This is a genomic window from Kitasatospora sp. NPDC059088 (assembly GCF_042738155.1).
Classification (GTDB): Bacteria; Actinomycetota; Actinomycetes; order Streptomycetales; family Streptomycetaceae; genus Kitasatospora.
Genome location: NZ_JBHYGR010000200.1, coordinates 1 through 12916 on the forward strand (window position 1 = coordinate 1; position 12916 = coordinate 12916).

4 protein-coding genes are annotated in these 12916 nt (G+C 74.5%); all 4 read right to left on the minus strand.

What is annotated here, in order from left to right; genetic code table 11:
- A partial coding sequence (locus ACFWXO_RS42680; RefSeq protein ID WP_380531929.1) for an amino acid adenylation domain-containing protein occupies positions 1–7773 on the minus strand: 7773 nt, incomplete at its 3' end.
- Entirely contained in the window at positions 7770–8972 is a 1203-nt protein-coding gene (locus tag ACFWXO_RS42685; protein WP_380531932.1) for an SRPBCC family protein, read from the minus strand. The genes ACFWXO_RS42685 and ACFWXO_RS42680, both read right to left, overlap by 4 nt.
- A gap of 74 nt (positions 8973–9046) precedes the next feature.
- Positions 9047–10303 (minus strand): NAD(P)/FAD-dependent oxidoreductase, encoded by a 1257-nt coding sequence (locus ACFWXO_RS42690; RefSeq protein WP_380531934.1) that lies wholly within the window; start codon positions 10301–10303, stop codon positions 9047–9049.
- A 356-nt stretch (positions 10304–10659) separates the two neighbouring features.
- On the minus strand, positions 10660–12916 hold a 2257-nt coding region (locus ACFWXO_RS42695; RefSeq protein WP_380531936.1), incomplete at its 5' end, for a hypothetical protein.

Here is a 12916-nt window from a genome sequence, read left to right on the forward strand (position 1 = left end):
CGAGGTCGGGATCGTGCCGTGTTCCATCGCGAGCAGGACCTTGACCAGGCCGGCCAGTCCGGCGGCCGGCTCCAGGTGCCCGATGTTGGACTTCACCGACCCGAGCGCGCAGAACTGCGCGCGGTCGGTGTACCGCCGCCAGGCCCGGGTCAGCCCCTCGACCTCGATCGGGTCGCCCAGGCCGGTTCCGGTGCCGTGGGCCTCCATCAGGTCGATCGTGTCCGGGGACACGCCCGCGTCCCGCAGCGCCGCCAGCACCACGTCCTCCTGGGCGCCGCTGCTCGGCACCGTCAGACCGCTGGTGCGGCCGCCGTGGTTGACGGCACTGCCGCGGATGACGCCCCGGATCCGGTCGCCGTCGCGCAGCGCCGCCGCCAGCGGTTTCAGCACCACCGACACCACGCCCTCGCCCGGCACGAAGCCGTCGGCGGCCGCGTCGAACGGCCGGATCGCGTCCGAGGGCGAGAACGACCGCAGCCGGGAGCCCAGTTGGAAGTACTGCGGCGACATGCCCAGGTGCACCCCGGCGACGATGGCCTGCTCGCACTCGCCCGCGCGCAGCGAGCGCACGGCGGTGTGCAGGGCGACCAGCGAGGAGGAGCACAAGGTGTCGATCGTCATGCTCGGACCGCGCAGGTCCAGGAAGTGGCTCAGCCGGTTGGCCAGGATCGCGTTGTGGTTGCCCAGCCCGGCGGCCGTCTCGACGACCTCGCCGACGACCATGTCCCGGTAGTGCTGGTAGCTGGCCCCCACGAACACGCCGGTGGAGGTCTGCTCCCGGCCGGCCGGGCCGGCGTCCTCCAGGGCGCGCCAGGCCGACTGGATCAGGTGGCGCTGCTGGGGGTCGATCCACTGCGCCTCGGCGGGCGAGAGGCGGAAGAACCCGGCGTCGAAGTCGGTCAGTCCGTCGACGAAGCCGGCCCGCCGCAGGTACACGGTGCCGGGCTCGCCCTCGGTGCCGTAGTACGCGTCGATGTCCCAGCGGGAGGCGGGCACTTCGCGCAGGCAGTCCTGGCCGTCGGTCAGGACGCGCCAGAGCTCGGCGGGGTTCGCGGCGTTCGGGAAGACGCCGTCGACGCCGATGACGGCGATGTCGTGGCGCTCGTCGTCGTGGCGGGGGCCGTCGTCACGGGGACCGTCGTCCTGGTGGTCGTCGCGCGGAGCGGCAGTAGCCGCGGTGGCCACGGGGACCTCCCTGGCCGCGGGGGCCTCGGTGCGCTCCGGCGGGGCAGCGGGGGCCGGCTCGGCCGGGCCGTCGGCGACGCCGTACTCCTCGCGCAGCGCGGCGGACAGCCGGTCGACCGTGCCGACCTCCAGCAGCAGCGTGATCGGGATGTCCACGTCCAGCCGGGACCGGATGTCCTGGGCCAGCGAGACGGCCAGGACCGAGTCGAGCCCCAGCTCCTGGAGCGGCCGGTCGCCTTCGAGGGTGTCGGCGTCCAGTTCCAGGGCGGACGCCACCCACTGGGCGAGCGTGGCCCGGAGGGCGCCGCCGGTCCGCCGGGGCGGGGGCGGCGGTGCGGTGGGCCGGGTGCCGCCGGTGGGCGCGGTCGCGGGTGCGCCGTGGGCGCTCTCCCGCCGCGGGTCGGGCTCGGGTGCCGGCCCCGGCGGGGTCGGCGAGATCCGCTTCCAGGTGATCCCGCGGGCCTCCAGCACGGGCTGGTCGCCGTCCAGGATCACCAGGCTCGCGCTGAGCAGCCCGGCGTCGGGGCCGGCCTCCCGGTCGCGCCGGGCGTGCACCCGGGCGGTGGCGGGCAGCGGGCCGCGGACGGTGAGCCGCTCGACGGCGAAGGGGACGTACAGTCCCCGCGCGCCGCAGGCGGCGAGCGCGACCTGGAAGGCGCCGTCGAGCAGCCGGGCGTCCAGCGGCCCGTACGGCCGGTCGTCGGCTCGGAGGGTGCCGACGGCCTGTCCGGGGGTGGTGGACAGCGCGGTGACGGTGCGGTAGCCGGGGCCGTAGTGCAGCCCGGCCTGTTCGTGGGCCCGGTACATCGCGTCGAGGTCCACGGGTGCCAGGCCGTGGGCGGCGGGCGGGGCGAGGGGGGACGGCGCCTCGGCGGCGGCCACCTCGCCGTCGCAGACCAGTGCCCCGGCGGCGTTGCGGAACCGGACGGAGGGTCCGTCCTGCTCGGCCGTGAGGGTGTCGGCGCCTTCGACGGGCATCCGGAAGGTCAGGTCGCGCAGGGTGAAGCCGTCCCGGCCTAGGAGTTCGGCGACCCGGCCGGGGTACGCGGCGCCGGGCAGGGTCGGCCGCCCGAGCACGAGGTGCTCGGCGGCCTCGGGCTGCCCGTCCCAGCGGCGGACGGACGGACCGGCCGGCGCGGGTGCGGGCGCGGCAACGGGGACCGCTGCGGCCACGGGGGCGGGGGCCGGGGCCGGCCACAGGAAGCGCTCCTCGTGCGGTGCGGTCGGGAACCGCACGCCCGCCCGGCCCGGGCCGGTGGACAGGTCCACCCCGGTGACGAACTGCCGTGCGGCGTCGTCGAGTTGCTCCCTGGAGGCGCCGAGGGCGAGCGGCTCCCGGCCGGCCCTGGCCGTGCCGGAGACCACGCCGGTGTGCAGCGAGCGCGAGGTGCCCGCCCCGGCCAGGAACAGCCGGAGCTTGTCGTCGAGCTGCTCCACGCCGTTCACCACGCAGGCGAGTCGGTGCGCCTGGGCCGGGCGGCGCAGGGCGGCCTCGCTCAGCGCGGCCAGCGGCGGGCAGTGCGGGGAGTCCAGCATCAGGACGAGCCGCTCCGCGAGGGTGCGCAAGGCCGCCTCCGAGCCGGCCGACAGGACGACCAGCCGGGGCCCGCCGTCCTGCACCGGGGCGGTGTCCGGCGCGGCCTCCAGCACGACGTGCGCGTTCACGCCGCCGAAGCCGAAGCTGCTGACGCCCGCCGCCTTCGGCCCGTCCCACGGCAGCGTCCGGTCGGCGACGACCAGCGGGGAGCCGGCGAAGTCGAACGCCCGGTTCGGGGTGCGGTAGTTGAGCGAGGGCGGGATGGTCGCCGCCTGGAGCGCGAGGACGGTCTTGATCAGGCCGGCGATGCCGGCGGCGGGCTCCAGGTGGCCGAGGTTGGTCTTCACCGATCCGACCGGGAGCGGCCGGGCCTCCTCCCGGCCCCGGCCGAGGACGGCGTGCAGGGCCTCCAGCTCGATCAGGTCGCCCAGCGGGGTGCCGGTGCCGTGCGCCTCGATGTAGCCGATGTCCTCGGCGGTGCGGCCGGCGGCGGCGAGGGCCTTGCGCAGCACCGCCTCCTGGGCGGGCTTGCTGGGCGCGGTGAGGAATCCGGCGCTGCCGCCGGTGTGGTTGACGGCGGTGCCGCGGATCACCGCGAGCACCGGGTCCCCGTCGCGCTCGGCGTCGGCGAGCCGCTTGAGGACGACGACGCCGCAGCCCTCACCCCGTACGTAGCCGTCCGCCGCCTCGTCGAAGGTGCGGCACCGCCCCTGCGGGGACAGCATGCCGGTGCGCGCGTAGGAGCGGGACTTGTCCGGGGTGAGCACCAGGTTGGCCGCGCCGACCACGGCGGCGTCGACGTCGCCCGCGCGCAGGTGCATGGCGGCCTGGTGCAGGGCGACCAGGGAGGAGGAGCAGGCGGTGTCCACCACGATGCTCGGTCCCGACCAGTCGAAGACGTGCGACAGCCGGTTGGCGATCATCGACATGGCGGTACCGGTGGCCGCGTGCGGGTCGGCGTGGCCGGTGCTGCGGGCGACCAGTTCGGGGAAGTCGCTGGCGATCGTGCCGACGAAGACGCCGGTGTCCGCGCCGAGCGAGGTGTGGTCGTGGCCGCAGCTCTCCAGCGCCTCGGCCGTGACACTGAGCAGCAGGCGCTGGAGCGGGTCCATCCGCCGGGCCTCGCGGTCGGTGAGGCCGAAGCGCGCGGGGTCGAAGTACTCGACGCCGTCGAGCCAGCCGGTCGGCACGTCGTCGGTGTCGGACCACAGCTCGGCCCAGCCGCGCCGCCCGGCCGGGGCCGGGCCGACACCAGAGGCGCCGTCCATCAGGTTGCGCCAGAACTCGTCCGGGGTGGCGGCGCCGGGGAAGCGGCAGGCCATGCCGACGACGGCCAGCGCACCGTCCTCGGCCGGGCGCGGGGCGGGCTGCGGCCGCGCGGCGGCGGGCGCCGGGGCCACGGGCGGGGCCTGCTCCCGGACGACGACCGGGGCCGGTACGGGGGCCGCAACGGCCTCGACCACGACCACGACCTCGGTCTCGCTCTCGCTCTCGCTCTCGGTCTCGGTCTCGGTCTCGGTCTCGGCCACCGGTACGGCCTCGACCACCGGTACGGGCAGGGCCACGGGCGCGGGCACGGTCGGTGCCGGTTCCCCCTCCCCCGCGCCCAGCAGCCGGGCCAGCTTGGCCGGCGTGCCGGTCGCGAAGACGTCCGCCGCGCTGATCCGCAGGCCCAGCGCCGTGCTCAGCTGCGCCGCGGCCACCGTGACGCTGGCCGAGTCGCCGCCGAGGTCGAAGAAGTTGTCGTCCGCGGTGAACTCGGTGTGCCCGAGCGTGGCGGCGAAGACCCGGGCGATCCCGGCGGTGCGGTCCTGCACCGCCGGGCGCGCCGGCTCCGCCCCGTCGGCCGCGCGGACGATGTTGTCCCGCTTCGGCTCGGGCAGCCGGGTGCGCGCGACCTTGCCGTTGTCGGTGAGCGGGAGGGCGTCGATGCGCACGTAGGCGTCGGGGACCATGTAGTCCGGCAGCGCGGCGCGCACGAAGGCGTCCAGCCGGGACTTGGTGGCCGTCGCTCCGCCGACCAGGTAGGCCGTCAGGCGCGGTTCGCCGCGCCCCTCGAAGCGGGCGGCGCCGACGACGGCCGCGGTGATGCCGTCGAAACGCTCCAGCACCCGCTCGATCTCGGCCGGTTCGATCCGGTTGCCGCGCACCTTCACCTGGGCGTCGGCCCGGCCCAGCCATTCGACGGCGCCGTCCGGGTGCAGCCGCACCTCGTCCCCGGTGCGGTACAGGCGTACGCCGCTGGTGGGGTGGACGACGAAGGCGTCCGCCGTGAGGTCGGGGCGGTGGGCGTAGCCGCGGGCGAGGCCGGCGCCGGAGAGGTGGAGGGCGCCAGTGCCGCCGGCCGGGACGGGCTCCGAGCGCTCGTCCAGGACGTGCAGGTGGAGGTTCGGCAGGGGTTCGCCGAGCGGCAGCAGGGCGTCGGTGTCGGTGACCCGGTGGCAGGAGACCCAGATGGTGGCCTCGGTCGGGCCGTAGAGGTTCCAGAGTTCCCGGGCGGAGGCGTGCAGCTGCCGGGCGACGCTCGCCGGCAGCGCCTCGCCGCCGGACAGGACGGTGAGCGAGGCGGGCGGGGTCCAGCCGGTCTCCAGCAGCAGGCGCCACAGGCTCGGGGTCGCCTGGGCGACGGTCACCTCGCCGGTCAGTTCGGCCAGCCGGTGCGGGTCGCGCGCGGTCTCGCGGGAGGCGAGGACGACGGTGGCGCCGAGCGTCAGCGGCAGGAGCAGCTCCAGCAGGGAGATGTCGAAGGCCACCGTGGTGTGCGCGAGCACCCGGGCGTCGGCCGGTACGGCCAGGCGGGTGCCGATGCCGGTGAGGAAGTTGGCCAGGGCGCCGTGCTCGACCTCGACGCCCTTGGGGTCGCCGGTGGATCCGCTGGTGAACAGCACGTACGCGAGGTCGCGGCCGCCGACCGGGGCCGGCACGGCCATCGCGGCGCCGTCCGCCTCCGGCACGCGCAGGGCGGCGCCGAGCGACCGGCCGAGGGCGTGGGTGCGGTCGTCGGTGAGGACCAGGTCGCAGCGGGCGACCTCGGTGTAGCGGCGCAGCCGGTCGGCCGGGTAGCCCGGGTCCAGCGGCAGGAAGGCGGCGCCGGCCCGCAGGACGCCGAGCAGGGCGGGCAGCAGGTGGGGGCCGCGTTCGGTCAGGATGCCGACCACCGAGCCGGGTTCGATGCCGTGGTCGTGGAGGCGGGCGGCGATCGCGTCCGCCCAGGCGTCGAGGTGGGCGTAGTCGAGGGTGCGGTCGCCGCAGCGCACGGCGACGGCGCGGGGCCGCTCGGCGACGGCGGCGGCCACCAGGTCGAGCACGGTCGGGCCCTCGGTGGCGTCCGGGTCGGCCCCGGTCGCCGGGGCATCGGCGCTCGCACGTGCCGAGGCGTCCTCGGTGCGACCGCTCGCCACGGGCGTCCCGTCCTCGCCGTGGAACAGCGCGGCCAGGAAGAGGTCCTCGACCCGCTCGGTGAACGCCAGCGCCTCCTCGGAGTCCATGGCGGTCTCCCGGACGAACACCGTGGGCGGGCCGTCCTGCACGCACAGCAGCGCGACCTCGGTGTGCGGTTCGGCGGAGGCCTCCTCGCCCGCGCCGCGCTCCAGGACCATGACCCGGGTGAAGGCCGGCTCCCGCTCGCCCAGCGGGCGCCCGGCCAGGCCGAGCCGGGCCTCCAGGTCGGCGGCGTAGCCGCCCTTCTCGGCGGCCCGGTCGAGCTTGCGGCGCAGCGTCGCGGCGGTGTCCTCGGTGTCGAAGCGCACGGGGTGGCGGGCGGCGACGAGTCCGTGGGTGCGCTCGGCGAGGTCCCGCGCGGCGGACGGCGACCAGGCGAAGTCGAAGCCCCCGGGGGCGTCCTGACCGGCCGGGGCGTCCGTGCGCTCGGCGACCGTACGCCCGGCGTCCGCGCTCTCGGCGTCCGTACGCTCGGCGACCGCGCGCAGGAAGGCGCGGACGACCTCGACGGTGTCCTCGCGCGAGGCGGGGGTGAACGCCAGCTCGTAGCGGCCGTAGTGGGCCGTGGCGGCGGTGAAGTCCCCGGCGGGCAGCCGGGCCGGGCGCAGGTCCGTCAGGCGGGCGCGCCACCAGGGCTCGTGGGGTCGCAGCTGCTCCTGGGCGGCGGCGAGGGCGGCGAGCAGGTCCTGCGGGGCGGGCGGCACCGGGGCGCCCTCGACGATGCCGAGGCACTGGGCGGCGGCCTGCCCGCTGAGGGCGGTGCCGTCGACGGCGGTGAAGTCGCTGAGCACGAGGTCGGCGTCCGGTCCGGCCAGGGTCAGCGCGGAGGTGGTCACGGAGAGCGCGGTGGTGCCGGTGCGGGCGTCGGCGCGGGGGATCGAGCGGACCTGCCGGGTGAACACCGCGCCCTGCCCGGTGAGGTACACGGGCAGCCCGAGCGGGTTGGGGAAGGAGCCGTAGTCGAGGGCCTTGGCGGTGCGGACGGCTTCGGCGGCGGTGGTGCCGGCGTGGATGACGCCGCCGTCGGCCATCCGGGCGGCGCGGCGGTAGAAGCGGCGTTCGCGGCCGGCCGTGTCGACCGGTTCGGGCAGGGTGCCGGCCACCAGGTGCGGGACGAGGTCGCCGAACAGTTCGATGCCGGTCTCGGCCGTCTCGTAGGTCAGCGACAGGGCGGTGGAGTGCTCGCGGATCGGGAACCAGCGCTCCAGCAGCACGCTTCCGGCGTCGACGGTCTCCGTCATGCGGTGCCAGGTGGCGGCGTGGCGGGTGGCGCCCTCGTACAGCGCCCAGGCCGGGACGTGGCTGCCGGCGTAGCGGGGCAGCGGGCCGTCGTGGAAGTTGACGGCGGCGATCCTGGGCAGCGCGAGCACGTCCGCGGGCAGGATCCGGAAGTTGACGGTGCTGAGCAGGTAGTCGAACGGCCGTCGGGAGAGCAGCTCCCGGAGGTCGCCGCGCGGGTCGAGCAGCGGTATCCGGTGTTCGGCGGCCCAGGCGGCCGCGGCCGGGTCGTCGCTGAGGACGCCCTCGATGTGCACGCCGGCGTCGAGGAGCCGGGCGGCGCACGCGGTCAGGACCCGGGTGCCGCCGATGAGGTAGCAGTTCGTCGTCATGCGCGGGCCTCGGCGGCCGGGGCGGCGTCGGAGCTGACGGGAGGAGTTGTCGGGTCCATCTCAGCTGTCTGTTCCGCGACCCAGGCGTCGATCTGGGAGACCACCTCCTCGTCGAGGGAGAGCTGCCCGGGGGCCCAGTGCGGGTTCGCCAGGCCCCGGTGGGTGCGCTCGCACATCGCCCAGTCCTCGTAGTTGGCCTTGTCCCACAGCGCGAAGACGGCCTCGTGGGAGAAGTCCTCCTTGGCGGTCTCGGAGGGGTGGAAGAGCCAGAAGTGCCGGACCAGGCAGGTGCCGGGGCTCTCCGGCCAGACCCACTGCATCATCACGTAGTCGGCGGTGAAGCCGAACAGCAGGTTGGGCAGGATGGTGATCCAGTTGATCCGCTGCCGGTCGGCCTCGGGCACCAGCGGCATCGGTTCGCGGCGGCTGCGGCCGGTCATGGAGACGGAGTTGAAGCCGCCGCGGATCGACTGCCAGGCGCCGACGATGTCGCCCTGGAGGTCGTAGGTGCCGGCGTCGTCGAAGTCGGTGATCCGGTGCAGGTCCTTGTGGGCGGTCGGGAAGTGCAGGCTCTCGTTGACGTTGTGCGCGACGAGCTTCCAGTTGGAGGCGACCGGGTAGTCCTTGGCCTCCATGCACTCCAGTTCGTCCAGGTGGTAGACGCGGGCGAACTCGCCGAACTCGCCGAGGGATTCGTCCAGGTCCGGGGCGTCGTCGGAGAAGGCGATGAAGACGACGCCGTGCCGGATCTCGGTGCGGATCGGCAGCAGCCCGTTCTTCTCCTTGGCGAAGAAGTGGTCGAGGTAGGTGCCGTTGAGGCTCTTGAGCGCGCCGTTGCGGTCGTACACCCAGCAGTGGTAGAGGCAGACCAGGCTCTGCCGCTTGCCGGAGGCCTCCTCGACCAGCTTGTAGCCGCGGTGGCGGCAGTAGTTGTGGTAGGCCTGGATGCCGTCGTCGCCGTGCAGCAGCAGGACGGATCCGGTACCGATGTTCAGGGTGCTGAACGCGCCCTTCTCCTTGAGTCGGGAGACGTGGTCCACGGGCAGCCAGCGGCGGCCGTAGATCCGCTCCATCTCCCTGCGGTGCTGCTCCTCGCCGGTGTAGAACTCGTGCGACCGGCCGGTCCCGCCGGTCTCGAAGTACGGTCTCTGCTCGGGCTGTTCGCTGATCAGGTCGTACATGCTGGCGGCGTTGGTCATCTGCTGGCTCCCTCGGCGGACTGGAACGACTGCTGCGGCAGTGCTGTGACGGACCATCGGACGGGCGGGGCGGCTCAGCCCGCGGGGTCGTAGATCCGCTGGTCCTGCGGCACTCCGGCGCTGTCGTAGAGGCGCTCCAGGGCGTCCGGCGCGTAGATCTCGTACCCCTCGACGATGCCGCCGATCAGGCCGAGCATCCGATCGGTCCACTCCTGGGTGGCGCTCATCGCGGACATCGTGGCGCGGAAGAAGGGCGGCAGTTCGGTGAGTTCGCCGAGGGTGGTGGTGAAGTCGTAGACGTCGCCGCTCTCCTCGTCGCGGAGCTTGTTGTACTCCGCGAGCGCCTCCTCCATCGGCCGCTCCCCGGCCAGCCCCTGGTGGAGCCGGTCGGCCAGCAGCTGGCCGTGCAGGAAGGCGTCGGTGATGCCCCACCCGGTGTACGGGTCCTTGTGGTAGCCGGCGTCGCCGACCAGGGCCCAGCCCGGACCGTAGGCGCGGCGGTAGTAGTTGTCCGGGTAGCGCATCGGCTTGAAGTCCTCCACGCGCCGCCCCTGGTCCCGCAGTTGGACGCCCATCTCGGGGGACACGTCGTCGAACACGGCCTGGAAGCGGCCCTCGACGTCCTGGCGGAACTCCTTGAGCTGGCGGCGGGTGCAGATGGTCGCCAGCATCTGGAGCCCGTCGTTGGTCGGCCAGGTGCCGAACCAGCGCTCGTTCATGCCGGTCTTGTGGTGCAGGCCCCAGTCCTCCAGCCCGGTGTAGTAGGAGTAGTAGATGAACCCGGCGGCCGGGCGCACGTTGTAGAGCTCGGCTCCGGTGCGCTTGGCCACCGTCGAGTGGAAGCCGTCGGCGCCGACCACCACGGTCGAGCGGAACTCCCGCTCCGGGCCGTCGCCTTCGCGGCCGCGGATGCCGACCACCTGGTCGCCGTCGAAGACCAGGTCGGTCAGGGTGAAGCCCTCCAGCACCTCCGCGCCCGCCCGGCGGGCCGCGTTGACGAGGATCTCGTCGAGCACGGTGCGGCGCGGGCAGTAGACGGCGTCCACGCCGTCGACCGGCTCGGCGAAGCCGTTGAGCTCGATCCCGCGGTAGGCGTAGTGCATCGTGCGCAGCGCCGGCGTTCCGGCGCCGACGATCTCGTCGAGCAGCCCCCATTCCTTGAGCTTCAACAGCCCGGCCTGATGGATGTAGTGCGTCGACACGGAGTCGCTGGGAAACGAGGCCCGGTCCACCACCAGCACCCGGTGGCCCTGCCGGGACAGCAGCATGGCCAGCGGCGATCCGGCGCAGCGGGCACCGACAACAATGACGTCGTACACGAGATCCCCCACGGATTCGAATTGGTCACCCCACGGCGGCAACTGGCTCGCTCGAACACCCCGGCGACCGGCCCTCCGTATTGATCAGGAGGCTACGTAATCCCCTAGGGAAGGTCAAGAGTTGGTAGTGCCCAGGCAATTCCACGGCTGTCTACGCGCCTCACCACCGGCGACTTGTCCGACCAAAGACGGACATACCAGGGCACACATCTTGCTCACATTCCTGAGACATGTCATTTCTCTGATTACCCCGGTAATCACCGCCGGAAGGACCCCGGAATCACTGGGGTGAAGTAACTCGTGAAGTTCGCAGGGGAATCCGGCCGCGACGTGGCCGAAAATCACCGGAGCCGCCGGGCGACCGGCCGCTACGCCGACCCGGCCCCCCACCGCTCCTCCAACCGGGCCACGTGCCGGAGGGAGTACCTGCTGCCCAGCGCCGCGGACCGGCGGTACCAGGCGAGCGCCTCCGGGAGCCTGCCGACCTCGCGGAGCAGGTCGCCCATCTCGCGCAGCGCCCGGCGGTCGCCGTTGTCGACGCGGCCCTCCAGCCACGCGTAGGCGTCGTCGAGCCGCCCCGCGTCCCAGAGCATCCAGACGGCCTCCCGGTAGGCGTCCCGGATCCGGCTGTCGGCCGCCCTCGCGTACCAGGTCAGCGCGGTGTCGATCCGCCCGGCCTCCTGGTGGAGGGCGGCGATGTGCAGCAGCGCGGAGTCGTCCCCGTGCCGGGAGGCCTCCCGGTACCAGTGCAGCGCCCGGGCCGGCTGCTTCCCCAGGCGGTAGAGCGCGGCCGCCTGGTGCATGGCCAGCACGTCGGACAGCTCCGCCGCCCGCAGGTAGTACGGCAGGGCGCCGTCGAGGTCGCCCTCGGCCTTCAACAGGTCGGCCAGCGGCCGCAGGGCCACCTTGTCGCCGCCGCGCACGGCGCGCCGGTACCACTCGATCGCCTCCTCGACCCGGTCCGCGGCCTGGAGGTGCTCCGCCGCCTCGCGCAGGGCGGTGGTGTCTCCGGCGGCCACCGCCTCCTCGTAGGAGCGCAGTCCGCCCTCCCGGTCACCGGTGGTCCAGCGCAGGTGGGCGGCCTCGCGGTACGCCTTCTCGTCGCCGTCCCGCGCCCGGCCCTGCAACCACGCCAGGGCCTCGGGCGCCCGGCCGTGCCGACGCAGCACGGCCGCCGCCGAGCGCAGCGCCTGGCTCTTGCCACCCGTCTGGGCGGCGCGCTGGTAGAGGGTGATCGCCTCCTCGTCCTGCCCGTCGTGCTCCAGCTGGCGCGCCGCTTCCAGCGCGGCGTGGGTGTCGCCGGCGTCGGCGCGCTCGCGCAGCCAGGAGATCGCCTCGGCCAGGTCGCCGCTCTCGCTGAGCAGGCTCGCCGCCGACCGGACGGCCTGGCTGTCGCCGGCCTCCGCCGCGGCCTGGTACCAGGCCACCGCCTCCCGCGGGCGGCCGGTCTCGTGCAGGAGCCGCGCGCCCACCACGAGCGTGTCGGTGTCCCCGGTGGTCACGGCCGTGTGGAAGGAGTACGCGTTGACCACGGGGTGGGCGCCGTGGTTGCTGGCCAGGAACTGCACGGCCGTCTCCTTGGCGGTGGCCTGGGCCAGCGACAGCCGGGGGTCCCGGTGCGCCAGGGCGGCCAGCCCGAGCAGCTCACTGCCCGTCAGGGAGTTGGGGACGTTGACGCCCGCCTCCTCGATCAGCATCAGCGCGGCGGCGTTCGGGAGCTCCTCGCCCCCCTCCCCCGTCAGCATCCGGGCGGAGTCGGACACCGTCCCGATCACCAGGACCGGGGCGCGGCGGGTGTCGGACAGCGCCTGCCTGATCTCGTCGTGGATCCGCTGGGCCGTCACCCCCTGGACGGCGTCCAGGTAGCGGTCGATCCGGTCCAGCCACACCACCGTCCGCGGCCCGGCCCCCGCCAGCGCCTGGAGCACCTGCCCGGTGTCGGAGGGATTGGCCGGGTACCACAGCCGCCAGTCGGCGGGCAGCGACCGCACCGCCTCCCAGCAGCTGCGCGTCTTGCCGGTCGACGGTGCACCGCGCGCGATGACGATGCCGCTGTGCCCGCCGACCCCCAGCCGCACCACGTCCAGCAGCGCCCGGTCGTGCAGACGGTCCACGTACGGGGTCAGGGTCGGCAGGGTGGCGGGCATGTCCGGGAACGCGAAGGTCGGACGGACGCCGAGGGCGATCGGATCGAGCAGGTCCGCGACGGCGTGCCCGTACGGGGGCTCCGCCGCCGCCGCGATCCACAGGTTCCGGGCGCGCAGGGCGGCCTCCCCCGCCGCGACCGCCGCCCCGCCCCCCGCCATCCGGGCCAGCACCGACGCCACCGCCACCGCGTCGTGCGGGTTGGGCGGCAGCTGGGGCGAGCGCAGCAGGCGGCGGACGCTGTCCCGCTCCGGTGCGGCGGCGAGCGAGTCGTCCAGCCGGACGGCGCCCGCGATGTCCGCCAGGGACGGCGCGCCGGCCGCGAGGTACAGGTCGTGCAGGGCGTCCTTGAGGTCCCGCAGCGGCCCCGGCGGCGCCCACGGACGGGTCAGCAGCCGCGGGCGCCGCCCCCGCGGGGGCGGCGCCCGCGGGGGGGTATAAACAAAACCCAGCCCCCCCGAACCCAAAAAAAATGTGTTT